We start from the raw sequence: 26,215 nt of genomic DNA on the forward strand, positions 1-26,215 counted from the left end.
GATCCCTTGCAGGGTCGAGGCGTGCCTGGCCCCGGTGAAACCCCACGCGATCCCTTGCAGGGTCGAGGCGTGCCTGGCCCCGGTGAAACCCCACGCGATCCCTTGCAGGGTCGAAGCGTGCCTGGCCCCGGTGAAACCCCACGCGATCCCTTGTAGGGTCGAGGCATGCCTCGACCTTTGTATGTGATATCAAATATTTCTTAATCATTGCTGGTTAACGCCGCTGTGCACTCTATGCTTGAAAGACCTTAATCGTAAAGGAATGTGACAATGCACAATGTGCGTATACCTCTCATCGCGGGCCTGGCAATGGCGTGTCTGGTGCTGGCTGGCTGCTCGTCAAAAGTAGCTGATACCAGCCAGTATTCCGGTTTCCTGCCGGATTATAGCCACCTGAAGCCGGAAAAATCCGCCAGCGGCGTGCAAACCCTGCGCTGGGTGTCACCGGACTATCAATCCGCAAAATACAACGCTATCCATTACACGCCTGCCGTTTACTATCCTGCCGCGAAGCCGACCGCCCGCGTCAGCCAGCAGACGCTCGATCAAATCCGCGCCTATCTCGACCAGACGCTGAAAGCCGCCGTGGCCCGGCACAAACCGCTGGTTAACCACGCGGGGCCGGGCACGCTGGAGCTGAAAACCGCCATTACCGCCGTCAATGCCGAAAATCAGGATATGAAGTTCTATGAGGTCGTGCCGATTGCGGCAGTGGTCGCCAGCACCATGGCGGCTTCCGGCCACCGTACCCAGAACAGCGTGCTGTTCCTGGAGATGCAGCTGGTGGATAGCCAAACCGGTAAGCCCGTGATGGAGGCGGTTCGCAAGGCCTACGGCAACACGGTGCCGAACAATAATGCCCCCATTACTCTTACCCAGTTGAAAAGCGGTATCGACCAGATGGTCAGTGACGTAGTGAACTTCCCCGATAAGTAATTCCTGTTTTATGGGCTGACCAATAAAAGGTTGGCCCCTGCCCGGAGTGATTACGATGACGCGTTATCTGCTGCTGCCTGCACTGGCTGCCTCCCTGCTGTTAAGCCCCGCCCTCAGAGCTGAAAAAATCACCGTACAGGAGCTGCAAAGCGGTCTCGATCACCCCTGGGCGCTGGCCTTTCTGCCGGGCGAAGAGGGGGTGTTGATCACCGAACGCGCCGGCCAGCTCAGGCGCTGGCAGCCCGGCTCCGGCCTCTCCCAGCCCATCAGCGGGGTGCCGCAGGTGTGGGCTCAGCGCCAGGGGGGCCTGCTTGATGTGGCGCTGGCGCCGGACTTTGCCAGCAGCCGTCGCGTCTGGCTCAGCTACACGCTGGCCGGAGAAGATGGCGCGGCTGGAGCTGTAGTCGGTTATGGCCGCCTGAGCGAAGATTACCGCCAGCTCAGTGGCTTCCAGCCGGTGCTGCGCCAACAAGGTTTATCCAGCGGGGCGAATCTTGGTACGCGCATGGCGTTTGACCGCAGCGGTCATCTGTTCATCGCCTTTGGGGATAATTTCCAGGCCGCTAAAGCGCAGGATCTCAACGCACTGCAGGGCAAAATTGTGCGCCTGACCGCCGATGGCAAAATCCCCTCTGACAATCCGCTGGTTGGCCGCCAGGGCGTTCGTAGCGAGATCTGGAGTTGGGGAGTGCGTAACCCGCAGGGGTTAGCGCTCAACCCGCAGAGCGGTGAGGTCTGGGAGAGCGAGCACGGCCCGCGCGGCGGCGATGAGGTGAATATCCCGCGCAGGGGAAAAAACTACGGCTGGCCGCTGGCCACCTGGGGCATTGATTACAGCGGGGCGAAGGTACCGGGTTCAAAAGGCAGCACGGCCGCGGGAACCGAGCAGCCGCTGTTCTGGTGGAAAGTCTCCCCGGCTATCAGCGGCATGGCGTTTTACCAGGGTACGCGGTTTCCGCAGTGGAAAAATTCGCTGTTTATCGGGGCGCTAAAGGAGAAAAGCCTGATCCGCCTGAGCATCAACGGTGAACAGCTGAAAGAGCAGGAGCGCCTGCTGAGCGAGCGCGGGGAGCGCATTCGCGATGTGCGCAGCGGGCCAGACGGCTGGCTTTACGTGCTGACGGATGAAGCCAACGGCAAACTGCTGAAAGTGGGTATTGAGTAAAATAAGCGGGCACTCCGTTGCCTGCCGATCTTATTTCACCCAGTGGCAGATTTCCCAGCCGCGCTGCTGCGCTAGCTGCTGCAGTGGCTCTGCCGGATTGATCACCCAGGCGTGATCGGCATGTTCCAGCATTGGCAGGTCGTTGATTGAGTCGCTGTAAGCCCAGGTGTGGGCAAAGCGGTGCTCCTGCTGCTGTGCCTTCCAGTCGCTGACGCGGCTGACTTTTCCCTCTTTGTAGGTCAGAGTGCCGTAGATTTCGCCGCTGTAGCGGTCATCAATAATCTCCACGCCAATCGCCAGCGCCGCGTGCGCGCCCAGCTGTTGCGCAATAGGCTTCACCAGATGTTCACCGCTGGCGGAGATCACGATGATTTTATCGCCGCGCTGCTGGTGCCACGCCAGGCGTTCGCGTGCGGCGGGATAAACGCGCGGCAGGATATCGCGATGAATAAACCGGCGTATCCAGCCTGCTACCGTCGGCGTGGCCATTCCTGCCAGCGGCGACAGCGTGGTGCTCATATACTGTTCCATAGACAGCGACCCCTGATAGTAGTGCTCCATCAGCGCGCGTTCTTGTTCTATCAGCGCGGCCGGGGCAAACCCCTGGGAAACCAGCCAGCGCAGCCACAGGCCGGTACTGTCTTCACAAATTAGCGTTTCATCAAGGTCAAACAGCGCTAAATCCATCGTCGTCACTCCTCTGGCAGACTTTTCTCAGGTTAGCGGATTTTTGTGACGGGCTTAACTGTTCAGTGAAAATTCGGAATTTAACCTGTTTTCTGCCCGCGCCTGACGGCGATAATTTGGCCAGCTGTCTGGGCAAACCTAAGATTTTTCTAATAAACTCTAAGAAACTTTACGGTTTAAACGTTTTTTTTAAGCTTATAACGCCTTAGTGTAGGGCGGCTAATCGTCAGATGCGCTTTGATAATCATTGTCTTTCAAATGGATACCTGGTCTCGCCATGAAGAAAACGCTCCTCTCTACCGGTGTGTATGCACTGGCTACTACTTCGACGTTATTGCTGTTTACCCTCTCCCCCGCGCGCGCAGAGCAGGCCCCTGCCGCCCCGCAGATCGATGCCAAAGCCTGGGTGCTGATGGACTACAACAGCGGTAAAGTGCTGGCAGAATCCAATGCGGATCAGCGGCTCGACCCGGCCAGCCTGACCAAAATGATGGCCAGCTATGTTACCGGGCAGGCGCTGAAGGCGGGCAAAATCAGCAATGACGACATGGTCACCGTGGGTAAAGATGCCTGGGCGACCGGCAACCCGATTCTGCAAGGCTCTTCGCTGATGTTCCTCAAGCCTGGGGACCGGATCCCGGTGTCGGAGCTGAATAAAGGGATTGTGATCCAGTCCGGTAACGATGCCAGCATTGCGCTCGCCGACCACGTAGCGGGCAGTCAGGACTCTTTCGTTGGCCTGATGAACAACTACGTGCAGGCGCTGGGCCTGAAGAATACCCACTTTAAAACGGTGCACGGGCTGGATTCGGACGGCCAGTACAGCACCGCGCGCGATATGGCCCTGATTGGTCAGGCGCTGATCCGCGACGTACCGGATGAGTACGCGCTGCATAAAGAGAAAGAGTTCACCTTTAATAAGATCCGCCAGTACAACCGCAACCGCCTGCTGTGGAGCACCAATCTGCAGGTGGACGGGATCAAGACCGGGCACACTTCCGGCGCCGGCAATAATCTTGTGGCATCAGCGAAAGAGGGCGATCAGCGCTTAATTTCTGTGGTGCTGGGCGCGGCCACCGATGCTATCCGCTTCCGCGAGAGCGAAAAGCTGCTGACCTGGGGCTTCCGCTTCTGGGAAACGGTGACGCCAATCAAGGCCGGGACGGCGTTTGCCACCCAGCGCGTCTGGTATGGCGATAAGAGCGAAGTGAATCTTGGCGTAGCGAAGGATGCGGCGATTACCCTGCCAAAAGGGCAGATGAAAAACCTGAAGGCGAGCTTTACCCTCAGCCAGCCGCAGCTGACGGCCCCGCTGGCGAAGAATCAGGTGGTGGGAACGATTGATTTCCAGCTGGACGGAAAATCCATTGAGCAGCGCCCGCTGGTGGTGCTGGACGAAGTGAAAGAGGGCGGTTTCTTCAGCCGCATCTGGGATTTCGTCATGATGAAGATGACCGGATGGTTTGGCAGCTGGTTTTCATAATGGATAAGGGCCGATCGAAAAAGAGGGTCGGCCCCTATCTATCCTGCGTAAGGGCCGACCGAAAAAGAGGGTCGGCCCCTACATCTATCCTGCGTGAGGGCCGACCGAAAAGAGGGTCGGCCCCTGCATCTATCCTGCGTAGGGGCCGACCGCTTTTCTGGTCGGCCCTGAACAATCAAAACAGATCGTAAGCCACCGCAGAAATCGCCACCAGGCCGACCAGCACCACGAACACATTACTCAACTTACCGCTGTACTGGCGCATGGCCGGGACCTTGTTGATGGCATACATCGGCATCAGGAACAGCAGCACCGCGATAATCGGGCCGCCCAGGCTTTCGATCAGGCCGAGAATGCTCGGGTCCAGCGTCGCGACAATCCAGGTTGTTATCAGCATAAACAGCGCGGTAAAGCGGTTCAGCTTGTGCTCGGCAAGGGTTTTGCCACGGCTGCGCAACAGCTTATTCACCGTGCCGTTAAAGCCTTCACGCGCCCCAAGATAGTGGCCGAGGAACGATTTGGTGATCGCTACCATGGCGATAATTGGCGCCAGCCACGCCATCAGCGGGGTATCAAAGTGGTTCGCCAGGTATGAGAGAATGGAAATGTTCTGCGCTTTGGCTTCCGCCAGGTTCTCCGGCGTCAGGCTCAGCACGCAGCTGAACACAAAGAACATCACCGTCAGCACCATCATAATATGGCTGCGCGCGAGGATGCGGGAACACTTCGGCTCTGCCTGGTCGCCGTACTCTTCCCGTTTGGCCACGGCAAAGGCGGAAATAATCGGCGAGTGGTTAAAGGAGAACACCATCACCGGGATCGCCAGCCACAGGGTCATCATCAACCCCTTGCCGCTGCCGCTCAGGCTGGCATTGGCAAAAATCGCGCTGCTCCAGTGCGGGATAAGATAGAGCGCCAGCAGCATCAGCACCAGCACGAACGGATAGACCAGTACGCTCATGGTTTTGACGATCATCTCTTTGCCGAAGCGCACAATGGTCATCAGGCCGACAATCAGGATTAGTGCCAGCAGCGCGCGCGGCGGAGCCTGCATCTGCAGCTGGTGGGTGATAAAACTCTCAACGGTGTTAGTGATGGCGACGCTGTAAACCAGCAGAATCGGGTAGATGGCGAAGAAGTAGAGCAGGGTGATCAGCTTGCCGGCGCCGACGCCGAAGTGCTCTTCTACCACCTCAGTAATATCCTCGCCGGGTTTGCGCCCGGAGAGCACGAAGCGGCACAGCCCACGGTGGGCAAAGAAGGTCATTGGAAACGCCAGCAGCGCCATAATGATCAGCGGGATAAGGCCGCCAATCCCGGCATTAATCGGCAGGAACAGTACGCCGGCACCAATGGCCGTGCCGTACAGCCCCAGCATCCACATAGTGTCGGTTTTACGCCATGCGCTGGCATCCTGAGACGCTTCGGGGCTGAGCACCGCCGTTTGGGATGTGTCCATTTGATTCTCCAGTGTTTAAAACGATGAAGTTAATCGCGCCATCGACGCGTCGATTGACTTCATTGCTCTGGTTTAATGGCGCACACTCTACCACCAGAAAAAATAGATGAAAGCTCTGCGTCGTGGTTTATTGGAGTTTTTGTGACTTGCGCAACATAGAGATTAATTTGCACATTTATCAAGCAGATTGCGCAATAAACCTTGAGGAAATGGCAGGTTTTTTTGGCAGTTTTTTAGCGGTTAATAGCAATTAGGATGATATAAATCAGGGTAAAGCGGGACCGGTTAATATAGTCCCGCCAGCGAGTTAATGGCGTACCCAGCCCTTGCTGATAGGGAAAGCAAAAACGACGCGATAGAGCGCAGAAAGCAGCGGCATCAGACGTGCCCCGGTCAGCTGCCAGAAAATTTGCGCAAACAGGCAGGAGAGCAGGCCCACCAGCATGCCGCCCAGCATATCCATCGGCCAGTGTACCCCAAGGTAGACGCGTGACCAGGCGATAGCGGCACCGGTCAGCAAGAGTACGGCCCCTGACCAGGCGCGATGCCAGCTGATAAAGGCGATGGCAAAGGTGAAAATTACCGTGCCGTGATCGCTTGGGTAGGAGTCATCCGGCGCGTGCGACAGGAACTGATGACCCAGGCCAATGGCAAACGGGCGTGGATGAGGAAACAGCTGCGCCAGGCACCAGGAGATCGCCAGGGCATAGAGCAGGGCGATACCGGTTTTCACCACCAGCACGCGCTGCGAGGTCAGCTGGCTGCGCGGCCCCCACAGCCACAAGCCCACAATCAGCAGCGGCACAATGGCGATAAGATCGCGGGCAATAAAGGTGGCGAGGGCTATCAGCCACTCGGGGGAACGGCCGTCAGCGTTGATCAATAAAAATAGCGACCGGTTCAACTCATCCATCATGACTTTCTTTACCTTTTGTTCGCAGTAGTAGCACGAATTGCTTAAGGTAAAAGCGTGCGGCGGGCAGGTAAAGGGCCACCCTCTTAATTACCGGGTTCGTTTGGCTTTTGTTGAGATTGAATGACGTTTTTGTGACGTGAAAAATATCGGCAGCAGATCAGATGATTCTGGGCCAAATGACAGGCAGAAAAAAACCCGCTAATCATAAGATTAACGGGCTCCTCAATTTGGGGATTTCAAAGAAAAGCAGTGGCACTAATTAAGACTGTGGCCCGCTATAAAAGTTCTCCCCAATCGATAAATTATTTTTAACCACCAAAAAACGGCCAGATTATCACAATCAGCGTGCCCGCCAGCGTCAGCAAAACGTTAGCAATAGCATAAGTTCCGGCATAGCCCAGTGCCGGAATGTTACTGCGCGCGGTGTCGCTGATAATCTCCATTGCCGGGGCGCAGGTGCGCGCGCCCATGATGGCGCCGAACAGCAGGGCGCGGTTCATTTTCAGTACCCAGGCACCGAACAGGAAGCAGATAATGACCGGCACCAGGCTGACCACCAGCCCGGCCCCGAGCATCAGCAGCCCGGTCTCCCCCAGGCCTTTGGTGATGCCGCTGCCGGCGCTCAGACCAACGCCCGCCATAAACACCATCAGCCCGAACTCTTTCACCATGGTCAACGCCCCCTGCGGGATGTAACCGAAGGTGGGGTGATTGGCACGCAGGAAGCCGAGCATAATGCCGGCGAACAGCAGCCCGGCCGCATTACCAATGCCAAAATTAAAGCTGCTGAACTGGAAGGTGATCATGCCGATCATCAGACCGATGATAAAGAAGGCGCAGAACGCCAGCAGATCGGTGACCTGACTGTGAATCGAGATAAAGCCAATGCGATCCGCCACCGATTTCACCCGGCGCGCCTCACCGCTGATATGCAGTACGTCACCTTTATTCAGGATAATGCTGTCATCGATTGGCATCTCAATCTGGCTGCGGATCACGCGGTTAAGGAAACAGCCGTGATCGGTGAGCTTCAGCTGGCTGAGGCGTTTGTTCACCGCATTGTTGTTCTTCACCACGATCTCTTCATTAACGATGCGCATATCCAGCAGATCGCGGTCGAACACCTCTTTGCCGTTGCGGAAACTCGGGTCAAGGCGCGAGTGCGCATCCGGGTAGCCGACCAGTGAGATCTCATCGCCGGGCTGCAGCAGCGCATCGCCATCCGGATTTGCCAGAATGCCGTTGCGCCGAATACGCTCGATGTAGCAGCCGGTCTGGCGGTAGATGCCAAGCTCGCGCAGGTTTTTGCCGTCGCTCCAGGCGACCAGCTCCGGCCCGACGCGATAGGCGCGGATCACCGGCAGGTAAACTTTGCGCTGGCTGTCCGGGTCGAGGCCGCGCTCACGGGCGATCTGCTGGGCGCTGGTGGGCAGATCCTGATGCTGCAGTTTTGGCAGATAGCGCGCGCCAAAAATCAGGCTGACGAGGCCAATCAGATAGGTCAGAGCGTAGCCGAGGCTGAGGTGGTCCTGTGCCAGGCTCAGGCTCTTACCGTCGCTCAGCGTCTGGCGCAGGGTATCGCCCGCGCCGACCAGCACCGGGGTCGAGGTCATGGCACCGGCCAGCATCCCCGCCGTCAGGCCGATATCCCAGCCAAACAGCTTGCCAAGCCCCAGCGCCAGCACCATCGCGCTGCTGACCATCACAATCGCCAGCATCAGGTAATTTTTACCGTCGCGGAAGAAGATAGAAAAAAAGTTGGGTCCGGCTTCGACGCCGACGCAAAAAATAAATAGCATAAAGCCCAGATTCAGCGCATCGGTATTAATCGCGAAATGCTGCTGGCCGAGCAGTAAAGAGACAACTAAAACGCCAATAGAATTACCGAGTTGAACAGAACCTAACCGAAGTTTGCCTAAGCATAACCCCAGCGCCAGTACGACAAATAACAACAGAATGTAATTTCCACTTAACAAATCTGCGACGTTTATATTCACGGTTTAACTTCTTGTTTACCAGTAACCTATTGATGGGAAGGGGTTTATGCGCTAAATTTCACCCACTGATGCGATGAGCGCTATGCTCAATCGGCAATAATCACGCTGAATGGGATAAAAACGCCGCTCATTTTAATCGCAATAGCTTATGACAGCCAGCATTCGCCTGGCTTATTTGTTACGGATTTTAATTTTATCACTGCGCTATCCGTAGGCTTATTTTTATCGTGAAGGGAAAATAGCCTGGAGAAAATTCTATGTGGATAAAAGGGATAAGCTGGCCCGGCCTGGTCGCCTGTAGCATTTTGTATGGCGCGATCTATATTGCCGTGCGTTTTCCGCTACCGGTGGGCTATGTCGGCCATGCTCAGCTGGGGTTGCTGCTGTTTTTACTGCCCGGTGCGCTGGCGGCATTGACCTCGAAAGAGGCGCCGCTGACCGCGATGGCGCTGGCGATTGCCCTCGCTTCTGCACCATGCCTGGCGCTAATGCAGCTGAGTGCATTTCATCATCTGGAGCTGGTTCAGGAGATCGCGTTTATCACCAGCGCAGTGTTCTGGTGTGGTTCAGGGACGTTGGCAGTGATGTTGGGCAGGACGCTGCTGGAGATGCGTCATCAGCAGCGGTTGTAGGGGTCGGATATGAGAAGGGTCGGGCATGCCCGACCCCTACCGTAACCATAACCGCAAGGCGGTGTGAAAACCGGGCCGATCAGAAAAGCGATCGGCCCCTACCGTAACCATAACCGCAAGGCGGTGTGAAACCGGGCCGATCAGAAAAGCGATCGGCCCCTACGTTAACAATAACCGCAAGGCGGTTATTGTTACTGGTACAGACCGAGGTTTTCTTTGGCCCAGGCCTGGAATTCGGTGCAGCCGCCAATGTGTTTCTCGTCAACGAAGATCTGCGGGACGGTTTCAACGGGCTTACCTACAGTTTTTTCCAGATCGGCTTTGGTGATGCCTTCAGCATGGATATCGATATAGCGGAAGTTGAAATCATCACGCTCTGCGGTCAGTTTCTCTGCCAGCTCTGTTGCACGTACACAGTAAGGGCAGCCCGGACGTCCAAAAATCACTGTAAACATAGCTCTCTCCTCAAAGGTCAGATTCTTTTATGTGACTCAAGTCACACCTTAACGCTTAATAGCGCCTATGATGCCCGCATCAACGAGTGAAATAAAGAAGGAATTGCCTGTCAGTCCGATTGGTCGCTATGCATAACTTGCCGACTTAGGCTTTAATAACCCCACTGCTTTTTATCATGCCGCCTGTCGGAGAGTGTTCATGCGTGCCTTTAGTCAGATGCCCCGTGCCGTACTTATCCTTGAAGTTATCGGCATCCTGCTGCTGGTCCTCTCTTACCTGACGTTGCACGAAGTGCTACCTTTACCGTCGCTGTTACGCGGTAAGCTGGCGGCAACGGTGATGATTTTCGCCGGTATCGCGCTGATGCTGCCTGCGGCCACGGTAATGATGTGGCGCACGGCGAAAGTAATGGCACCCGAACTTTTTAACACGCGCGCTTCGCGTGACACGTCTAAACCAGGAGATTCCCATGACGCCGACCATTGACCTGCTGCGCTCACACCGCTCAATTCGCGCTTTTACCGATCGCGCTATCAGCGACGAGCAGCGCGCAGCCATTCTTGCTGCTGCCCAGTCGGCTTCCAGCTCCAGCTTTCTGCAATGCACCTCTATCATTCGTATTACCGATCCCGCACTGCGCGAACAGCTGGTGACGCTGAGCGGTGGCCAGAAGTATGTGGCGCAGGCCGCAGAGTTCTGGGTGTTCTGCGCCGATTTTAACCGCCTGCAGCAGATCTGCCCGGATGCCCAGCTGGGTATGGCGGAGCAGCTGCTGCTGGGCTGTGTCGATACCGCTCTGATGGCGCAGAATGCGCTGACTGCAGCGGAATCGCTTGGCCTGGGCGGCGTGTATATCGGCGGTATTCGTAACAACATCGCGCAGGTGACCGAGCTTCTGCATCTGCCGAAATTTGTCCTGCCGCTCTTCGGCATGTGCCTGGGTGAACCAGCGCAGGACCCTGAGCTCAAACCGCGCATGCCCGCCGCGATGCTGGTGCATGAAAACAGCTATCAGCCGATCAACCCGGAAGTACTGGCGCAGTATGACAACGAGCTGGTGGAATATTATCAGCACCGCGACAGCAATCGCCGCAGCGAGAGCTGGAGCGAACACATCCAGAAAACCATCATCAAAGAGAGCCGTCCGTTTATTCTTGACTACCTGCACAAGCAGGGCTGGGCGACGCGCTAATTCTGACGGCTTCGGAGGCTGCTGGTGAAAATTGCCATTCTTTCCCGCGACAGTACGCTTTACTCCTGTCAACGCCTGCTGGAGGCCGCCCGCAGCCGCGGGCATAGCATTGAGGTGATTGATCCGCTCTCCTGCTATATGAATATCAATCCCGGCTCGTCGGCCATTCACTATCGCGGTCGGCAGCTGGCGCATTTGGATGCGGTGATCCCGCGTATCGGTTCGGCGATCACCTTTTACGGCACGGCAGTGCTGCGCCAGTTTGAGATGTGCGGCAGTTACCCGCTTAACGAGTCGCTGGCGATTGCGCGCGCGCGCGACAAGCTGCGCTCGCTACAGCTGCTGGCGCGCGCAGGGATTGCCATGCCGATCACCGGCTTTGCTCATTCGCCGGATGACACCCGTGACCTGATCGAAATGGTTGGCGGCGCGCCGCTGGTGGTGAAACTGGTGGAAGGGACGCAGGGAATTGGCGTGGTGCTGGCGGAAACCCGTCAGGCGGCAGAGAGCGTGATTGATGCCTTTCGCGGACTGAATGCGCACATTCTGGTGCAGGAGTTTATTCAAGAGGCACGCGGCAGCGATGTGCGCTGCCTGGTGATCGGCGGGGAAGTGGTCGCAGCGATAGAGCGCCAGGCGAAAGAGGGGGATTTCCGCTCCAATCTGCACCGCGGCGGTAGCGCCCGGCGCGTGACCATCAGCGACAGCGAGCGTGAAATCGCCATCAAAGCCACGGCCACGCTCGGTCTGGACGTGGCCGGCGTCGATATTTTACGCGCCAGTCGCGGCCCGCTGGTGATGGAGGTGAATGCCTCGCCGGGGCTGGAAGGGATTGAAAAGACAACCGGTCTGGATATCGCCGCCATGATGATTCACTGGATAGAGCAGCAGGCGCAACCTGGTTTCAGTCTTAAAACCGGTGGTTGACGTCATATTTCTGTCGTAATCGTGGTTTTTGGCGAGGTTTTTACGTAAGCTAGTGCGCAATTTTGTGGCGGCCAGAGAAAGAGACAAAGCCTATGGATTCACTCGTTGTTCCCGATATCGACGTGTTACGACGTTGGTTGGATCAGCAAAGTATCACCTGGTTTGAGTGTGACTCCTGCCAGGCCCTTCATCTGCCTCATATGCAGAATTTTGATGGGGTGTTTGATGCCAAGCTCGATTTGGTGGATAACGTGATCCTGTTTTCCGCCCTGGCGGAAGTTAAACCGACGGCGCTGATCCCGCTGGCGGGCGATTTATCGCAGATTAACGCCAGCTCGCTATCGGCGAAAGCCTTCCTCGATATCCAGGATGATAACCTGCCGAAGCTGATCGTCTGCCAGTCGCTGAGCATTACTGCAGGCCTGACCTACGGGCAGTTCGCCTATTTTATGAAGCAGAGCGAAGAGCAGATCTCGATGATTGTGATGGAAGCCTTTGCCAATCATCTGCTGATGATCGGTGAAGATGACGATGACCGTACGCCGATGCTTGGCGGCCAACCGATGCTGCATTAAGCGGCTGACGTTGACGGCATTTTTTCCTGCGGGCGGACCTCTAATCCGCCCGTTTTTATTCTGTCTTTCTTACCCCATTCAATTTCTACGCTACTCCCTGTGTTAAATGCTGTTTTTAGCGACACTTCGTTCTGGAGCAATACCACTTTTTATTCTGCATTTTGCCCTCTAATGCCAGATTTCTATCGCCATTTATGCCGTGAATGGCATATCACATAGAGGAAACGTGCATAAAAAATCGATAAAAGGCGTTTTTTACCCTGAGGGCTGGTCTGGCCGGGTGAGTGGGGCTATTCTTGCGTGGCTGCATGAAGCGTGCAACGTCCCCAGATATATAGGTTTTTAGTATTAACCACGGGATGAATAATGATTCATTCTGTAGCCTTTAATGTACTGACCTATATTAAGAGGCAGGTGCTAACCAGTTAGCCTGCCCGGCATAAGATTATCCCTGTTCAGGAGGATGGAAGATGTTCAACCAACGTAAAAAATGGTTGTCAGGTGTGGTTGCGGGAACGCTGATGGCGATCTCAGCAGGCTCACTGGCCGCAGACAAGACGCTGCACGTTTATAACTGGTCTGATTATATTGCGCCAAACACCGTGGCGGATTTTGAAAAGCAAACCGGCATTAAAGTGGTGTACGACGTCTTCGACTCCAACGAAGTGCTGGAAGGCAAACTGATGGCGGGCAGCACCGGCTATGACGTGGTGGTGCCATCCTCCAGCTTCCTGGCGCGTCAGCTGCAGTCCGGCGTGTTCCAGCCGCTGGATAAGAGCAAGCTGCCGAACTACAAGAATCTTGACCCCGATCTGATGAAGAAGCTGGAACAGCACGATCCGGGCAACAAATACGCCATCCCTTACCTGTGGGCGACCACCGGTATTGGCTATAACGTGGAAAAAGTGAAGGCCGCGCTGGGCAAAGATGCGCCGGTCAACAGCTGGGATCTGGTGCTGAAGCCGGAGAACCTGGAAAAGCTGAAAAGCTGCGGCGTGTCGTTCCTTGATGCTCCGGAAGAGATCTTCGCCACCGTGCTGAACTACATGGGCAAAGATCCGAACAGCAGCGATGCCAAAGATTACACTGCGGCCACCGACCTGCTGCTGAAGCTGCGTCCGAGCATTCGTTACTTCCACTCGTCCCAGTATATTAACGACCTGGCGAACGGCAACACCTGCGTGGCTATCGGCTGGGCCGGGGATATTCTGCAGGCGAAAAAACGTGCTGCAGAAGCGAAGAATGGGGTGGATATCGCCTACAGCATCCCGAAAGAGGGCGCGCTGGCGTTCTTCGATACTCTGGCGATCCCCAAAGATGCTAAAAACCTGGATGCAGCCTATCAGTTCCTCAACTATCTGATGGATCCAAAAGTGATGGCGAACATCTCTAACTCGGTCTACTACGCCAGCGGCAACAAGGCCTCTGTGCCGTTCGTTGATGAAGCGATTCGTAACAACCCGGGCGTCTATCCAACGCCGGACACCATGGCGAAACTGTTCACCCTTAAGGTGCAGGATCCAAAACTTGACCGTGTACGTACGCGTGCATGGACTAAAGTTAAAAGTGGTAAGTAACTGATTGCAGTGACTGCATAACTGCACACTGTCAGCCCACAACAGAGGCGCGTTACCGGCCTCTGTTTTGTTATTTTTAGGGTGGGGCACCCGCACAGCCGTCCCCTCTTTTAGCGCCGGAGTAAAATGGTCGTGAACGACGCAACCCCTCGTACTCAAAGCAAAGCAGGCAAGGCGTTAACGCCGCTGCTGGAGATCCGCAACCTGACCAAGTCGTTTGACGGTCAGCACGCGGTGGATGATGTGAACCTCACCATCTATAAAGGCGAAATTTTCGCGCTGCTGGGTGCTTCAGGCTGTGGGAAGTCCACGCTGCTGCGCATGCTGGCAGGTTTTGAGCCCCCGACTCACGGGCAAATTGTGCTCGACGGCCAGGATCTCTCTCACGTGCCGCCGTATCAGCGCCCAATCAATATGATGTTTCAGTCCTACGCACTGTTCCCCCATATGACGGTGGAGCAGAATATCGCCTTTGGCCTGAAGCAGGACCGTCTGCCAAAAGCTGAAATCAATGAGCGCGTGGCCGAGATGCTGACGCTGGTTCATATGCAGGAGTACGCCAGGCGTAAGCCGCACCAGCTGTCTGGCGGACAGCGGCAGCGCGTGGCGCTGGCACGCAGCCTGGCCAAGCGGCCGAAGCTGCTGCTGCTGGATGAACCGATGGGCGCGCTGGATAAAAAACTGCGCGACCGCATGCAGCACGAAGTGGTGGATATCCTTGAGCGCGTGGGTGCCACCTGCGTGATGGTGACGCACGACCAGGAAGAAGCGATGACCATGGCCGGGCGTATCGCCATTATGAACCGTGGCAAATTCGTGCAGATTGGCGAGCCGGAAGAGATTTACGAGCACCCGACCACCCGCTTCAGCGCTGAGTTTATCGGCTCGGTAAACCTGTTCGAGGGGCTGCTGCGCGAGCGGCAAACCGATGGCCTGATTATCGATAGCCCGGGTCTGCTTCATCCGCTGAAAGTGGCGAGCGATGTCTCGATCGTGGACGGCGTGCCGGTCTCGGTGGCGCTGCGCCCGGAAAAAGTGATGCTGTGCGATGATATCCCGGCGGACGGCTGCAACTTTGCCGTGGGTGAAGTGGTGCACATTGCCTATCTTGGCGACCTGTCGATCTATCATGTCCGCCTGCACAGCGGCCAGATGATCAGCGCCCAGCTGCAGAACGCGCACCGTTTCCGCAAAGGTGCCCCGACCTGGGGTGACGAAGTGCGCCTCTGTTGGGAAGCCGACAGCTGCGTGGTTCTGACGGTTTAAGTGGGGGAGAGATGAGCCAATATTCTGAACGTACCACTGAGCCACCGAGCGGCCAGCAAACCGGCTTCAAAGGGCTGCTGACGCGCTTCCAGATGGCGCACGGTCGCAAGCTGGTGATTGCGCTGCCTTACCTCTGGCTGTCGCTGCTGTTCCTGCTGCCGTTCCTGATCGTGCTGAAGATCAGCTTTGCCGATATTGCGCGCGCTATTCCGCCCTATACCGAGCTGCTGAGCTGGGCCGACGGCCAGCTGAATATGGTGCTGAACTTCGGTAACTATATTACGCTGACCGATGACCCGCTGTATGTCGATGCCTATCTGCATTCACTGCAGGTGGCGGCGATCTCGACGCTGATCTGCCTGGCGATAGGTTATCCGCTGGCGTGGGCAATCGCCCATGCAGCCCCGTCGACGCGCAACATTCTGCTGCTGCTGGTGATCCTGCCGTCGTGGACCTCCTTCCTGGTACGCGTTTATGCCTGGATGGGGATCCTCAACGATAACGGCGTGCTGAACCGCTTCCTGATGTGGACCGGCATTACCGACCATCCGGTCGCCATTCTTTACACTAACCTGGCGGTCTATATCGGCATTGTTTACTGCTATCTGCCGTTTATGGTGTTACCGATCTACACGGCGCTGACGCGCATTGACTACTCGCTGGTGGAAGCTTCGCTCGATCTGGGCGCGCGCCCGCTGAAAACGTTCTTTAGCGTGATCGTCCCTCTGACCAAAGGCGGAATTATCGCCGGGTCGATGCTGGTGTTCATTCCGGCGGTCGGGGAGTACGTGATCCCGGAACTGCTCGGTGGCCCGGACAGTATTATGATTGGCCGCGTGCTGTGGCAGGAGTTCTTCAACAACCGCGACTGGCCGGTGGCTTCCGCGCTGGCGGTGATTATCCTGCTGATCCTGATCCTGCCGATTATCTGGTTCCACAAACATCAGAATAAAGAAGTGGGGGATGAGGGATGAGTAATCTGCCGACCATTAAATCCAAGTGGCGCACGGCGATCCTCTCCGTCTGCTTCTTCTTCCTGTATGCGCCGATGCTGCTGCTGGTGATCTACTCGTTTAACTCATCGCAGCTGGTGGCGTGGGAAAGCTTCTCCCTGCACTGGTACAGCGTGCTATTCCACGACGATGCGATGATTAGCGCGGTGACGCTTAGCCTGTCGATTGCCGCGCTGGCGGCCACGGCGGCGGTGATCCTCGGCACTATCGCGGCAGTAGTGATTGTGCGCTTTGGCCGTTTTAAGGGATCGACCGGGTTTGCCTTTATGCTGACCGCACCGCTGGTGATGCCGGACGTGATTACCGGGCTGTCGCTGCTGCTGCTGTTTGTTGCCATGGCCAATGCATTTGGCTGGCCCGCCGACCGCGGCATGCTGACTATCTGGCTGGCGCACGTGACGTTCTGTACCGCCTATGTCGCGGTGGTAATCAACTCGCGCCTGCGCGAGCTGGACCGTTCGATCGAGGAAGCGGCAATGGACCTTGGCGCTACGCCGCTGAAGGTGTTCTTCGTGATTACCGTGCCGATGATTGCCCCGGCAATTGTCACCGGCTGGCTGCTGGCGTTTACCCTGTCGCTGGATGACCTGGTGATATCCAGCTTTGTTACCGGGCCGGGCGCGACCACGCTGCCGATGCAGATCTTCGCCACCGTGCGCCGTGGGATTAACCCGGAGATTAACGCCCTGGCATCGCTGATCCTGATTGTGGTGGGGCTGGTCGGGTTTATCGCCTGGCGCTTTATGGCGCACGAAGAGAAACAGCGTTTGAAGGATATTCAGAAGGCGCGTGGCGGGCATTAAAAGGGACGGGCATGCCCGTCCCCTACGATATCTGTAGGGGCGAGGCATGCCTCGCCCGTGCCTTTAAAAGGGACGGGCATGCCCGTCCCCTACGATATTTGTAGGGGCGAGGCATGCCTCGCCCGTGCCTGTTATCCCAGCACCTTCTTCACGCAGGCTTTGAAGATCTTGATGCCGACCGGCAGCGAGTTGAGATCAAAGTGCATATCCGGGTGATGCAGACCCGGCACCAGCCCCGTGCCTAATCCCCAAAAACCAGCCTTTAGCGATGGGCGCTGGACCGGATAGTGGAAGAAATCTTCGCTGCCCGGCGTGGAGCGCGGCTCCATCAGTGCGTCTTCGCCCAGCACTTCAACAATCGCGCCGGAGATAAGCGCGCTCATCTCGTCATCGATTTCTGCGGCGGGCATCGCTTTTAACGTCAGCACTTCAGCCGTTGCGCCAAAGGCGGCCACGCTGTGTTCGATAGCGCGTTGCACCCGGCTCTGCAACTCCACCATATCCTCGTTTTTCGCGGCGCGCAGGTCGAATACCACGCGTGCTTCATCCGGGATCGAGTTGGTGACGCCCGCGTCGCACAGGAAACGCGTGGCTTTGGCGCTCCAGACGCTGTTCGGAGCCATATGAATAGCGTTGACGGCGTTCACCGCGCTGACTGCGGCATCCAGCGCATTGACGCCGAGATGCGGGCGCGCGCCGTGGGCGGTCTGGCCGCGAACGATCGCCTCAACGGTGACGCAGGCGGAGTAGTAAACTGCCGGGATGGCGGTGCCAACCGCGCACTCTTCCGCCGGGCGCACGTGGAAGCCGAGGATCATATCGACATCGTCGATTGCTCCCCCGGCGATCATCGCCAGCGCGCCGGTGCCTAATTCTTCGGCCGGCTGGAAAATCAGCTTCAGGCGGCCTTTCTTCACCGCCTGCTCGGCGATCAGCTCCTGGGCTGCCGTCAGCACCACCGAGGAGTGTCCATCGTGGCCGCAGGTATGGCGGGCGCAGGGCACGCCGTTAATCACATGGCCGAGGGCATCCATATCGGCACGCAGCGCCAGCGTTGGGCCGGGTATGCCGCTGTCCAGCACCGCGACGATCCCCGTGGTGGCATTGAAATTGTCCTGCACGGCGTAACCGGCGGCCTTCAGCTGCTGGCTGATATACGCCGAGGTTTTGAATTCCTCGAAACCCAGCTCCGGGATTTCATGCAGGTAGTTGTAATGCTCCAAAACTTTTAACACGTTATGCACTCCATTCAGCTTTTATTACGCAACGACTCGCATCACCAGCATGGAAATTACCGCATTCATAATGCTGGTCAGCATTAACAGGGGCCAGTACTTTTTCGGCACGTCAGACACGCCCAGCAGGCGGCCCATATACTGTAACTGAGAACCCATCAAAAAGATCGCCGGGGTTAAAATGGTAATATCCGCGCCGCTCAGTACGCCCTTAGCCAGCAGGCTGATCGCCACGCCAGTGCCGGCAGAAGAGGAGAGCCAGGCAGTGAGCAGCACGGTGACCGCTTGCCCCGGCAGGCCAAACAGGCCCATTACCGGGGCGAAAACATCACCAATCAGCGTCATCACCCCGAGCAGATTCAGCACCTCAGCAATGACATACGCCATCACTACGTTAGGCATTAAGTTGTGGATGGCAATATGGAAGCCTTTACGCGCCCCCACCACAAAGATATCAAACGGATTATTAGAGACGTTAACCTGAGGGTTATTCTGCATGCTTGAAGTCTCGCTTATACAGGGTATTCAACATCAGGCGCACAAACGCGCCGCCGACAAATTTCAGTACAAACATCAGCACCAGCGGAACCAGTACCGGCGTTGCCAGCGAAGCAAATAGCGCTGAGCCTATTGAGAAGTAGTTATTAATCAGCCCGGCGCCGGAATATTGCCAGGCGCCCATAATCACCACATCTTTTTTACTCACCTGCTTGTTGTCGTACAGCTCTTTGGTTAATGCTGCACCCGCGTCGGTGCTTTGCAGATCGGTAATCAGCGCCAGCCCGGTACGGCCCGGGATGCCTAACAGCGGGCGCAGCAGCGGCGTCAGCAGTTTGTGGGCGGCGCGGATGGCGCCATAGTGGGTAAAGATCTCCAGCAGGCCGAGTGCCAGCATCACCGTGGGCACCAGCGACAGTGCGAACAGAAAGCCCGCTTTGGCGCTCAGGCCACCGGCGCCAACGAAGGTGTTATGCGCCGGATCTTTCATGGTGCCGAAGCTGCCGCCGAGGGTGGTAAAATCAAAGGCGCCCAGCCAGGCCATGCCCTCCACGTTAAAAAACAGGCCGGAGAAAAACAGGATGGCCAATATTAATGCCAGCCAGGCTCCTGTGCCGACTGACCACTTTTCAGCCGAAAGCGGTAATTTATCTTCAGACATCGATCTTGCGACTCCCTGATAGTTTCAAAAATAAACAAAATAGCTTTCTGGCAATTTTTGTTCCGCATAGTGGAATTAATTGCGCATTCAGACTAAAAATAGAGGGGCCGTTGCCGATATTTAGCGAACCCCCTGATATCGATTGCAGGGATCGTGCCAGAAATAAGTGGCTTATTTTGTTGCGGCAATAGATCGCGGCAGCAGGGGGCAATTTGGCTGCGCGGGCAGAGTTAAAAAAGTTAATTTATTTTCACTGGTGAAATAAAAGACGCTTTTTTTCTCATCCGGCCAGGGATATTCTTAGCGGGGCGGCAGTGAGACACCACCATGGATCAGTTGCACCAGCGTGGGGCAAACGTTCGGAAAAGTTGGAGAGAGCGATGTCAGAGGTGTTGAGAGAGGTCAAAGCGGTGTCGCACACGGCATCCGGCATTCCGGTGCCGGTGTGGATTGCCGGCAGTGCCATTATTGCCACCCGTTGCCTGGGCGTCGTGCTGCTGGCTAACGAACTGGGCGTTGAAGAGGTGATGAACTTTATTCATCGCAGCGCTCAGGCCTGGGATTCAACGCTGATCTTCATCGCCAGCCAGCTGATCTTCTTTATCGAACTGCGCTGTGCCATCGCCCTGATGCGCGGCCATAACTGGGGGCGCTGGGGTTACCTGCTGACGCAGGTGGTGGTGCTGTTGTATATGTTCGCTGCGTCGATGGGCTGGATCTATCCGGAGATTTTCAGCATCAGCGGTGACACTAATCGTCAGATTATTCAGGCGTTACTGGCGCACAAGTTTCCCGATTTTGTGGTACTGCTGCTGCTGTTTGTGCCGCTCAGTAGCCGCCACTTCTACCGTAAGCGTGGCTATCGCTAAACCAACACTGCTATATCCGTCCTGGATGTAAGCTCATCGCACTTGCCGCCTTGATGCAACCTCACCTATTTTGGGTATATACTTATCGGCTGCATTTCGCTTCCCTGATTAGGCTTTATCATGCATTGCGCGCTTTATGACGCGGGCCGCTGCCGCTCCTGCCAGTGGCTTGAGACCCCGTACCCCCAGCAACTCTCGCAAAAACAGTCGCACCTCCAGCAGCTGCTGGGCGCGTTTCCGGTTGGCCAATGGCTGCCGCCGGTGGTCTCTGCCCAGCAGAAATTTCGTAATAAAGCCAAGATGGTGGTCAGCGGCAGCGTTGAGCGCCCTCTGCTGGGGATGCTGCATCGTGACGGCACACCGGTGGATCTGTGCGACTGCCCGCTCTATCCCGACAGCTTCGCGGCCGTCTTTGCCGAGCTGCGCCCGTTCATTGCCCGCGCCGGACTGACGCCCTATAACGTGGCGCGCCGCCGCGGTGAGCTGAAATATATCCTGCTGACGGAAAGTCAGCACAGCGGCGAGCTGATGCTGCGCTTTGTACTGCGCTCCACGACCAAGCTGGCACAGCTGCGCGCGGCGCTGCCGCAGCTTCAGCAGGCGCTACCGCAGCTGGTGGCGATCTCAGCCAATATCCAGCCGGTGCCGATGGCGATTATGGAAGGGGAGGAGGAGATCCCGCTGACGGACAATCAGCAGCTGGCCGAACGCTTCAACGATGTGCCGCTCTCCGTGCTGCCGAAAAGTTTCTTCCAGACCAACCCGCGCGTGGCCGCTGAGCTGTATGCGACGGCGCGCGAATGGGTACGCGATCTCAAGGTTAAAGCGATGTGGGATCTGTTCTGCGGCGTCGGCGGCTTTGGTCTGCACTGCGCCACGCCGGAGATGGCGCTGACGGGTATTGAGATTAGCAAAGAAGCGATAGCCTGCGCGCAGCAGTCCGCCCGGCAGATGGGGTTAACTCAGGTGAGCTTTGCCGCGCTGGACTCCACCGCCTTTGCTACCGGCGAGGGCAGTGTGCCGGAACTGGTACTGGTCAACCCGCCGCGCCGGGGGATCGGCGCCGCGCTGTGCGACTATCTGGAGCAGATGGCACCGCCGTGGGTGCTCTATTCAAGCTGTAATGCCGTGACGATGGCGGCCGATATCGGGCGTCTGCCCGCTTATCGTGTGGTCAGGGTGCAGCTGTTTGATATGTTCCCGCACACCGCACATTACGAAGTGCTAACGCTGTTGCAGCGGGTTTGATGCGGTAAAAAGGGTCGAACCGAAAAAAAGGTCGACCCCTACACGTGACAGGATGGCGGCTAAACGTAGGGGCGAGGCATGCTTCGCCCGCCGGTCGTCCACCCGGATGAATTATTCCGGGAACCACTGCTTATTAAGTTTCGCGATCGTGCCATTCGCTTTCAGCACCTCGATCGCCGCATTGAGCTTTGCCAGCAGCGCATCGTTGTCTTTCCGCACGGCGATACCAAGACCGGTGCCGAAATAGCTGCTGTCGGTAATATGCTCGCCGACCGGGGCCAGATTCGGGTTGGTTTTCAGCCAGGCACCCACCACTGCGCTGTCGCCTAAAATCCCATCGAGACGGTTATTTTTCAGGTCGAGAATCGCATTCTGGTAGCTGTCGTAGGAGACAGAGGTGACATCCGGGTATTTGTCCTGCAAATATTTCTGATGCGTAGTGCCATTCTCAATACCAATGCGCTTACCGTTAAACTGCGCCAGGCTGGTGAACTTGCCTTTAGGGGCGATCACAATGGCGGAGTTGGCATAGTACGGTTGGGTAAAGCTCACCTGCTTGCTGCGCTCCTCGGTAATATCCATACCGGAAATCACCGCATCATAGCGGCGGAACTTCAGTGCGGGCACCAGGCTGTCAAATGGGTTGTTGGTGAAGCTGCACTCGGCTTTCATCTCGGCACACAGCGCTTTTGCCAGGTCGATATCAAATCCCACGATCTGGTTGTCGCTATTGAGAGATTCAAATGGCGGGTAGGTTGCCGAAGAGGCAAAGCGGATCTTTTCTGCAGCCTGGGTTCCAAAGGCTACGCCGGCAAGCAGGGCTGCCAGAACGAGTTTTTTCATCTGTAAATTCCTTGCGATCTCAAAGTCCAACTCAGTATCAGCCCACCAGCAGGCGAGTCATTGAGTGATTAAGCTGCGGTGAAGGCGTTTTATTCGCCGATGCCAGCCGGAAAACACCGTGCTGGCCGTCGGCATTAGTTTCGGTGCTCAAAACGCAATGCCCGGCGCTCAATCAGCCGCATCAGCAGCGTCAGCAGGCCGTTAACACACAGGTAAACCACGCCGGCAGCGGCAAACACCGTGACATCATAGGTGCGCCCATACAGCAGCTGGCCGTGCCCCATCACTTCCATCAGCGTGATGGTGTAGGCCAGTGACGTGCTTTTAAATACCAGCACCACCTCATTGGAATAGGAGGAGAGGGCGCGTTTAAAGGCATAGGGCAGCAGAATGCGCAGCGTATCCTTGCGGTTCATCCCCAGCGCCGCGCAGGAGTGCCACTGTCCGGCAGGGATAGCCTTCACCGCGCCGTGAAACAGCAGGGTGGTATAGGCAGCACTGTTGAGCGACAGCGCCAGCAGCGCGCACAGCCACGGCTGGGAAAGCAGGTTCCATAGCCAGCCAATATTCTGGATGGCGGGGAACTGGCCCGGCCCGTAGTAAATCAGGAAGATCTGCACCAGCAGCGGGGTGCCGGTAAACAGCGTGATATAGCCGCGGGTAATCAGGCTGAGCACCGGCACCTTCAGCGCGAGGATCACGGTAAACGCCAGCGCCAGAACCAGCGCGAGGAGCAGTGAAGCCACAGTCAGCGTCAGGCTGGTGTGCAGCCCCTTTAACAGTTCGGGAAAATAGCTCAGCATCAGGAGTCTCCGCGCTCAAAACGGGTGGTGCGCAGTTCAATGCGTTTGAGCACCTGCTGGCTGAACAGGGTGATCAGCAGATAGATCGCCGCCGCAATCAGATACCAGGTGAAGGGCTCCTGGGTACGGGTGGCAATACTTTTAGTCTGCAGCATGATGTCGTTGACGCTGATCAGTGAAACCAGCGCGGTATCTTTTAGCAGCACCAGCCACTGATTGCCCAGCCCCGGCAGCGCATGACGCCACATCTGCGGCATCACCAGACGGAAGAAGATCGCTGAGGTTTTCATCCCCAGCGCCTGACCGGACTCCCACTGACCAACCGGCACCGCTTGCAGCGCGCCGCGCAGGGTTTGTGATGCGTAGGAGGAGTAGAGCACGGCCAGGGCAATCACCCCGCAGAGGAACGGGCTGACGTCGAAGTTTTCAATGTTGACCTGCACCGGGATCTGGGTAAATCCGAGGTTAATGTTGAATCCGTCAGACAGCGTCAGCAGCAGCTGCGACGCGCCGAAGTAGACAAACAGCACCACGAGGATTTCCGGCAGGCCGCGAAACAGCGTCACCAGCCCGGTGCCGAGCCACGCCAGCGGGCGCCAGCGTGCCGATTCCCAGACGGCAAACACCATCGCCAGCACCAGGCCGGCGACCAGGGAACAGAGGGCCAGGCCGACGGTCATCCCGGCGGCGCTGACAAGAGGATAAAGTTCGTTCATTAATTACTGCTGAAACCACTTGCTGTAGATAGTTTTGTAGGTGCCGTCGGCTTTCACCTTGTCCAGCGCGGCGTTGAACTTGCCCTGCAGTTCGCTGTTACCCTGGCGAACGGCAATGCCGAGGCCGGTGCCAAAGTAGGCTTTATCCGTCACTTTCTCGCCGATTGGGGCCAGCGTGGTGTTCTGCTTCAGCCATTCGTTCACCACCGCGGTGTCACCGAAGACAGCATCAATACGGCCATTTTTCAGGTCAAGAATAGCGTTCTGGTAGCTGTCGTAAGGGACAACGTTGACACCTGGCAGCTTCTCACCGAGATATTTTTGGTGCGTGGTGCCGTTCTGTACGCCAACGCGTTTGCCTTTCAGCGCCGCCACGTCAGCCACTTTGCCTTTCTGGGTGATAAACAGGGCAGAGTTGTCGTAATAAGCTTTAGTGAACAGCACCTGCTTTTCACGCTCAGGAGTAATATCCATACCGGCCATCACCGCGTCGAAGCGGCGGAACTTCAGGCTGGGGATCAGGCTGTCGAAGGCCTGGTTAGTAAAGGTGCAAGTCGCGCCCATTTCGCGGCACAGCGCGTTCGCCAGATCGACGTCGAAGCCCTGAATTTTGTTATCGGAGTCAACAAACTCAAACGGAGGGTAAGACGCTTCAGTGGCAAAACGAATGGTCTGAGCAGCGCTGGCGCTCAGGCTGAAACCGGCTAACAGTGCGGCAATTACAACTTTTTTCATCATTATTTCCTGCAGTTAGTGCGAAAGATAATTGGCAAACGCGTCGGTTTGCGGCTGTGTAAAGCGGCTGGCATCACCCTGTTCGACGATATAACCGTTTTCCATATACACCACGCGGCTGGCCGTTTTACGCGCCACTTCCACTTCGTGGGTCACGATCACCTGAGTGATGTTGGTCTGCGCCAGCTCGCGAATAATGCTGACGACCTGAGCGGTGATCTCCGGATCCAGTGCGGCGGTGGGTTCGTCAAACAGCAGCACGGCTGGCTCCATCATCAGCGCACGGGCGATCGCCACGCGCTGCTGCTGTCCACCGGAAAGGTGCAGCGGGAAACGGTCGGCAAAGTCTTTCAGACGCAGGCGATCGAGCAATTTCGCCGCCCGCTGATGGGCCAGCTCTTTGCTTAAACCGAGCACGCGGCACGGCGCTTCGATCAGGTTCTGGGTGACGGTCAGATGCGGCCAGAGATTATACTGCTGGAACACCATGCCAACGTTCTGACGCAGTTCGCGGATGGCGCTGTCGGACGGGGGCTTGCTGAAATCAAAGCGGCTACCGGCGATGTCGAGCGTACCGGAACGCGGCATCTCCAGCAGGTTTAAGACACGCAGGAGTGAGCTTTTCCCGGCACCGCTAGGCCCCAGCAGAACCAACGTCTCGCCCTGTGGGCACGTCAGCTGAATGTCAAATAGCGCCTGGTAGGCACCGTAGTAGCAGTTGATACCGTTTAGTTGAATACTCATGCGCAAAAACTGAATAGTAATTAGTGCCGCGAATCTTAACGTTGACAGCATAGTTATGCAATCATCGTGCGTTAAAATTTATTTTTGCGGGCAGGGTGATTAAAGAGTAGCACAACATCGCGTGATGTTACGGCTTTCGCCGCAATGCGCCACTGCGGTTATGCAAATGTGTGCGCGGGATCGTGCCGCCGGTTGGCGGCACGCATAATTTGCCTATTTTAGCAGCAGCTGGCTGAGCGAACCGCCAGCCAGATGCGGGGCTGCCCCAAGGTAGCGCACATCATCGACCGTCCAGCAGGTGCCTTCACGGACCATTAGCACCTCATCCTGCCATTCGCTGCTGCCACGCGATAAGTTGACGCGCAGCGGAATATTGCGCGCATCGGTGTTGGGGATGGTCGAGGCATCCGCCACGCTGGCCGCGGTTGCGCCGTCACGCTGGCTGGAGAACAGATCGCCGCTCAGCAGGCGCGCCTTTTGCGGTTCGCTGCGCTCTTTCAGCAAAGTCTGGTAGAGCTTATCGCTGAGATACGGCCGATATTTCGCCAGCTGTTGCGCATCGGGCACGCCCTGGGTGGGCTGTTGCAGGCGCATGTCGTAGAATTGCTGCGCCACGCTGTCGGGGTCGCCGTCGACGCACGGCCCGGTGCGGGTGCCAATATCCTTGTAGGCGGGCTCCACGCTGGTACAGGCGCTGAGTAACAGAGCCAGTGGAGCAATTGCAGCAAGTGCTTGGTATTTCATCCTGATTTCCTTATTGTTCTGCAAGAAAGGGTTTT

28 protein-coding genes are annotated in these 26,215 nt (G+C 56.8%); 14 read left to right on the plus strand and 14 right to left on the minus strand.

Going from position 1 to position 26,215, the window contains the following annotated elements:
* Positions 1-270: 270 nt before the first annotated feature.
* Both J2Y91_RS15450 and J2Y91_RS15455 read left to right on the plus strand, forming a co-directional pair.
* The gene (locus J2Y91_RS15450; RefSeq protein ID WP_133624097.1) at positions 271-936 is read left to right on the plus strand and encodes a DUF3313 domain-containing protein; all 666 of its coding nucleotides are present in this window, start codon (positions 271-273) and stop codon (positions 934-936) included.
* A gap of 55 nt (positions 937-991) precedes the next feature.
* On the plus strand, positions 992-2,101 hold the full coding sequence (locus J2Y91_RS15455) for a PQQ-dependent sugar dehydrogenase (protein ID WP_133624096.1): 1,110 nt from the start codon (positions 992-994) through the stop codon (positions 2,099-2,101).
* A 30-nt stretch (positions 2,102-2,131) separates the two neighbouring features.
* On the opposite strand, the gene J2Y91_RS15460 is transcribed toward J2Y91_RS15455, so the two are convergent.
* A complete protein-coding gene (locus J2Y91_RS15460; RefSeq protein ID WP_048916586.1) occupies positions 2,132-2,788 on the minus strand; it encodes an HAD family hydrolase in 657 nt (218 codons plus the stop codon).
* Between the two features lie 277 nt (positions 2,789-3,065).
* On the opposite strand from J2Y91_RS15460, the gene J2Y91_RS15465 reads away from it, so the two are divergent.
* Entirely contained in the window at positions 3,066-4,271 is a 1,206-nt protein-coding gene (locus J2Y91_RS15465) for a serine hydrolase (RefSeq protein WP_048916585.1), read from the plus strand.
* A gap of 175 nt (positions 4,272-4,446) precedes the next feature.
* On the opposite strand, the gene J2Y91_RS15470 is transcribed toward J2Y91_RS15465, so the two are convergent.
* The 3 genes from J2Y91_RS15470 to J2Y91_RS15480 all read right to left on the minus strand — a co-directional run bounded on the left by J2Y91_RS15470 (position 4,447) and on the right by J2Y91_RS15480 (position 8,643).
* Positions 4,447-5,730, minus strand: coding sequence for an HAAAP family serine/threonine permease (locus tag J2Y91_RS15470; RefSeq protein ID WP_253538714.1), 1,284 nt, complete (start codon positions 5,728-5,730; stop codon positions 4,447-4,449).
* 307 nt (positions 5,731-6,037) lie between these two features.
* Complete coding sequence (gene ybjG, locus J2Y91_RS15475) at positions 6,038-6,643, minus strand: undecaprenyl-diphosphate phosphatase (protein ID WP_048916583.1); 606 nt, start codon at positions 6,641-6,643, stop codon at positions 6,038-6,040.
* Between the two features lie 311 nt (positions 6,644-6,954).
* Positions 6,955-8,643 (minus strand): aspartate:alanine antiporter, encoded by a 1,689-nt coding sequence (locus J2Y91_RS15480; RefSeq protein ID WP_048916582.1) that lies wholly within the window; start codon positions 8,641-8,643, stop codon positions 6,955-6,957.
* Positions 8,644-8,900: 257 nt separating this feature from the next.
* Here J2Y91_RS15480 and ybjM point away from each other — a divergent pair, with 257 nt between their 5' ends.
* The gene (gene ybjM / locus J2Y91_RS15485) at positions 8,901-9,275 is read left to right on the plus strand and encodes an inner membrane protein YbjM (protein ID WP_187497113.1); all 375 of its coding nucleotides are present in this window, start codon (positions 8,901-8,903) and stop codon (positions 9,273-9,275) included.
* Positions 9,276-9,466: 191 nt separating this feature from the next.
* Here the strand turns inward: ybjM and J2Y91_RS15490 are convergent, their stop codons facing one another.
* A complete protein-coding gene (locus tag J2Y91_RS15490; RefSeq protein WP_048916580.1) occupies positions 9,467-9,730 on the minus strand; it encodes a GrxA family glutaredoxin in 264 nt (87 codons plus the stop codon).
* A 199-nt stretch (positions 9,731-9,929) separates the two neighbouring features.
* Between J2Y91_RS15490 and J2Y91_RS15495 the strand changes: the two genes are divergently transcribed.
* From J2Y91_RS15495 to potI, 8 genes are all read left to right on the plus strand, one after another.
* Positions 9,930-10,217, plus strand: coding sequence for a YbjC family protein (locus tag J2Y91_RS15495; protein ID WP_133624093.1), 288 nt, complete (start codon positions 9,930-9,932; stop codon positions 10,215-10,217).
* Complete coding sequence (gene nfsA, locus J2Y91_RS15500; RefSeq protein ID WP_048916578.1) at positions 10,201-10,923, plus strand: oxygen-insensitive NADPH nitroreductase; 723 nt, start codon at positions 10,201-10,203, stop codon at positions 10,921-10,923. Before J2Y91_RS15495 ends, nfsA begins: the two co-directional genes overlap by 17 nt.
* Positions 10,924-10,947: 24 nt before the next feature.
* Entirely contained in the window at positions 10,948-11,850 is a 903-nt protein-coding gene (rimK, locus tag J2Y91_RS15505; protein ID WP_253538716.1) for a 30S ribosomal protein S6--L-glutamate ligase, read from the plus strand.
* A 92-nt stretch (positions 11,851-11,942) separates the two neighbouring features.
* Positions 11,943-12,425, plus strand: coding sequence for a YbjN domain-containing protein (locus tag J2Y91_RS15510; protein WP_048916576.1), 483 nt, complete (start codon positions 11,943-11,945; stop codon positions 12,423-12,425).
* A gap of 470 nt (positions 12,426-12,895) precedes the next feature.
* On the plus strand, positions 12,896-14,002 hold the full coding sequence (potF, locus tag J2Y91_RS15515) for a spermidine/putrescine ABC transporter substrate-binding protein PotF (protein WP_253538718.1): 1,107 nt from the start codon (positions 12,896-12,898) through the stop codon (positions 14,000-14,002).
* A 126-nt stretch (positions 14,003-14,128) separates the two neighbouring features.
* Positions 14,129-15,268, plus strand: a complete 1,140-nt coding sequence (potG, locus tag J2Y91_RS15520) for a putrescine ABC transporter ATP-binding subunit PotG (RefSeq protein ID WP_133624091.1) — start codon at positions 14,129-14,131, stop codon at positions 15,266-15,268.
* Positions 15,269-15,279: 11 nt separating this feature from the next.
* Positions 15,280-16,242, plus strand: a complete 963-nt coding sequence (gene potH, locus J2Y91_RS15525) for a putrescine ABC transporter permease PotH (protein WP_253538721.1) — start codon at positions 15,280-15,282, stop codon at positions 16,240-16,242.
* Positions 16,239-17,084 (plus strand): putrescine ABC transporter permease PotI, encoded by an 846-nt coding sequence (potI, locus tag J2Y91_RS15530; RefSeq protein WP_253538725.1) that lies wholly within the window; start codon positions 16,239-16,241, stop codon positions 17,082-17,084. Before potH ends, potI begins: the two co-directional genes overlap by 4 nt.
* Positions 17,085-17,215: 131 nt before the next feature.
* Here the strand turns inward: potI and J2Y91_RS15535 are convergent, their stop codons facing one another.
* From J2Y91_RS15535 to J2Y91_RS15545, 3 genes are read right to left on the minus strand one after another with little or no spacing between them, the layout of a single operon-like run.
* Complete coding sequence (locus J2Y91_RS15535) at positions 17,216-18,319, minus strand: amidohydrolase (protein ID WP_048916571.1); 1,104 nt, start codon at positions 18,317-18,319, stop codon at positions 17,216-17,218.
* A gap of 24 nt (positions 18,320-18,343) precedes the next feature.
* Positions 18,344-18,817: a YjiG family protein gene (locus J2Y91_RS15540; RefSeq protein ID WP_099754074.1), complete on the minus strand. Its 474-nt coding sequence runs from the start codon at positions 18,815-18,817 to the stop codon at positions 18,344-18,346.
* A complete protein-coding gene (locus J2Y91_RS15545) occupies positions 18,807-19,478 on the minus strand; it encodes a nucleoside recognition domain-containing protein (RefSeq protein WP_253538728.1) in 672 nt (223 codons plus the stop codon). Before J2Y91_RS15545 ends, J2Y91_RS15540 begins: the two co-directional genes overlap by 11 nt.
* Positions 19,479-19,858: 380 nt before the next feature.
* On the opposite strand from J2Y91_RS15545, the gene J2Y91_RS15550 reads away from it, so the two are divergent.
* Both J2Y91_RS15550 and rlmC read left to right on the plus strand, forming a co-directional pair.
* Complete coding sequence (locus J2Y91_RS15550; RefSeq protein ID WP_048916568.1) at positions 19,859-20,347, plus strand: YbjO family protein; 489 nt, start codon at positions 19,859-19,861, stop codon at positions 20,345-20,347.
* Between the two features lie 120 nt (positions 20,348-20,467).
* Complete coding sequence (gene rlmC / locus J2Y91_RS15555; protein WP_253538731.1) at positions 20,468-21,595, plus strand: 23S rRNA (uracil(747)-C(5))-methyltransferase RlmC; 1,128 nt, start codon at positions 20,468-20,470, stop codon at positions 21,593-21,595.
* A 111-nt stretch (positions 21,596-21,706) separates the two neighbouring features.
* Here the strand turns inward: rlmC and J2Y91_RS15560 are convergent, their stop codons facing one another.
* From J2Y91_RS15560 to J2Y91_RS15585, 6 genes are all read right to left on the minus strand, one after another.
* Entirely contained in the window at positions 21,707-22,438 is a 732-nt protein-coding gene (locus tag J2Y91_RS15560) for an arginine ABC transporter substrate-binding protein (RefSeq protein WP_099754072.1), read from the minus strand.
* Positions 22,439-22,572: 134 nt separating this feature from the next.
* The gene (gene artM / locus J2Y91_RS15565) at positions 22,573-23,241 is read right to left on the minus strand and encodes an arginine ABC transporter permease ArtM (protein ID WP_133624083.1); all 669 of its coding nucleotides are present in this window, start codon (positions 23,239-23,241) and stop codon (positions 22,573-22,575) included.
* Positions 23,241-23,957, minus strand: coding sequence for an arginine ABC transporter permease ArtQ (gene artQ / locus J2Y91_RS15570; RefSeq protein ID WP_062818333.1), 717 nt, complete (start codon positions 23,955-23,957; stop codon positions 23,241-23,243). The genes artM and artQ overlap by 1 nt, the downstream gene beginning before the upstream one ends.
* A gap of 3 nt (positions 23,958-23,960) precedes the next feature.
* Positions 23,961-24,692, minus strand: coding sequence for an arginine ABC transporter substrate-binding protein (gene artJ / locus J2Y91_RS15575; RefSeq protein ID WP_048916563.1), 732 nt, complete (start codon positions 24,690-24,692; stop codon positions 23,961-23,963).
* Between the two features lie 15 nt (positions 24,693-24,707).
* Complete coding sequence (artP, locus tag J2Y91_RS15580) at positions 24,708-25,436, minus strand: arginine ABC transporter ATP-binding protein ArtP (RefSeq protein ID WP_099754071.1); 729 nt, start codon at positions 25,434-25,436, stop codon at positions 24,708-24,710.
* 213 nt (positions 25,437-25,649) lie between these two features.
* Positions 25,650-26,180 carry a lipoprotein gene (locus J2Y91_RS15585; protein WP_253538734.1) on the minus strand — a complete coding sequence of 177 codons (531 nt, stop codon included), beginning with the start codon at positions 26,178-26,180 and terminating at the stop codon, positions 25,650-25,652.
* Positions 26,181-26,215: the final 35 nt, after the last annotated feature.

It is taken from the genome of Erwinia aphidicola, from assembly GCF_024169515.1.
Classification (GTDB): domain Bacteria; phylum Pseudomonadota; class Gammaproteobacteria; order Enterobacterales; family Enterobacteriaceae; genus Erwinia; species Erwinia aphidicola.

What these genes read in the sequence shown, in the direction of transcription:
- nfsA (WP_048916578.1), top strand. Translation starts at nt 10,201, where the DNA reads ATGACGCCGACCATTGACCTGCTGCGCTCACACCGCTCAATTCGCGCT.
- potF (WP_253538718.1), top strand. Translation starts at nt 12,896, where the DNA reads ATGTTCAACCAACGTAAAAAATGGTTGTCAGGTGTGGTTGCGGGAACG.
- J2Y91_RS15455 (WP_133624096.1), top strand. Translation starts at nt 992, where the DNA reads ATGACGCGTTATCTGCTGCTGCCTGCACTGGCTGCCTCCCTGCTGTTA.
- J2Y91_RS15540 (WP_099754074.1), bottom strand. Translation starts at nt 18,817, where the DNA reads ATGCAGAATAACCCTCAGGTTAACGTCTCTAATAATCCGTTTGATATC.
- potG (WP_133624091.1), top strand. Translation starts at nt 14,129, where the DNA reads ATGGTCGTGAACGACGCAACCCCTCGTACTCAAAGCAAAGCAGGCAAG.
- artP (WP_099754071.1), bottom strand. Translation starts at nt 25,436, where the DNA reads ATGAGTATTCAACTAAACGGTATCAACTGCTACTACGGTGCCTACCAG.
- potH (WP_253538721.1), top strand. Translation starts at nt 15,280, where the DNA reads ATGAGCCAATATTCTGAACGTACCACTGAGCCACCGAGCGGCCAGCAA.
- J2Y91_RS15585 (WP_253538734.1), bottom strand. Translation starts at nt 26,180, where the DNA reads ATGAAATACCAAGCACTTGCTGCAATTGCTCCACTGGCTCTGTTACTC.
- ybjM (WP_187497113.1), top strand. Translation starts at nt 8,901, where the DNA reads ATGTGGATAAAAGGGATAAGCTGGCCCGGCCTGGTCGCCTGTAGCATT.
- J2Y91_RS15470 (WP_253538714.1), bottom strand. Translation starts at nt 5,730, where the DNA reads ATGGACACATCCCAAACGGCGGTGCTCAGCCCCGAAGCGTCTCAGGAT.
- J2Y91_RS15450 (WP_133624097.1), top strand. Translation starts at nt 271, where the DNA reads ATGCACAATGTGCGTATACCTCTCATCGCGGGCCTGGCAATGGCGTGT.
- artQ (WP_062818333.1), bottom strand. Translation starts at nt 23,957, where the DNA reads ATGAACGAACTTTATCCTCTTGTCAGCGCCGCCGGGATGACCGTCGGC.
- ybjG (WP_048916583.1), bottom strand. Translation starts at nt 6,643, where the DNA reads ATGGATGAGTTGAACCGGTCGCTATTTTTATTGATCAACGCTGACGGC.
- artM (WP_133624083.1), bottom strand. Translation starts at nt 23,241, where the DNA reads ATGCTGAGCTATTTTCCCGAACTGTTAAAGGGGCTGCACACCAGCCTG.
- potI (WP_253538725.1), top strand. Translation starts at nt 16,239, where the DNA reads ATGAGTAATCTGCCGACCATTAAATCCAAGTGGCGCACGGCGATCCTC.
- J2Y91_RS15545 (WP_253538728.1), bottom strand. Translation starts at nt 19,478, where the DNA reads ATGTCTGAAGATAAATTACCGCTTTCGGCTGAAAAGTGGTCAGTCGGC.
- J2Y91_RS15560 (WP_099754072.1), bottom strand. Translation starts at nt 22,438, where the DNA reads ATGAAAAAACTCGTTCTGGCAGCCCTGCTTGCCGGCGTAGCCTTTGGA.
- J2Y91_RS15490 (WP_048916580.1), bottom strand. Translation starts at nt 9,730, where the DNA reads ATGTTTACAGTGATTTTTGGACGTCCGGGCTGCCCTTACTGTGTACGT.
- rlmC (WP_253538731.1), top strand. Translation starts at nt 20,468, where the DNA reads ATGCATTGCGCGCTTTATGACGCGGGCCGCTGCCGCTCCTGCCAGTGG.
- artJ (WP_048916563.1), bottom strand. Translation starts at nt 24,692, where the DNA reads ATGAAAAAAGTTGTAATTGCCGCACTGTTAGCCGGTTTCAGCCTGAGC.
- J2Y91_RS15495 (WP_133624093.1), top strand. Translation starts at nt 9,930, where the DNA reads ATGCGTGCCTTTAGTCAGATGCCCCGTGCCGTACTTATCCTTGAAGTT.
- J2Y91_RS15550 (WP_048916568.1), top strand. Translation starts at nt 19,859, where the DNA reads ATGTCAGAGGTGTTGAGAGAGGTCAAAGCGGTGTCGCACACGGCATCC.
- J2Y91_RS15510 (WP_048916576.1), top strand. Translation starts at nt 11,943, where the DNA reads ATGGATTCACTCGTTGTTCCCGATATCGACGTGTTACGACGTTGGTTG.
- J2Y91_RS15465 (WP_048916585.1), top strand. Translation starts at nt 3,066, where the DNA reads ATGAAGAAAACGCTCCTCTCTACCGGTGTGTATGCACTGGCTACTACT.
- J2Y91_RS15460 (WP_048916586.1), bottom strand. Translation starts at nt 2,788, where the DNA reads ATGGATTTAGCGCTGTTTGACCTTGATGAAACGCTAATTTGTGAAGAC.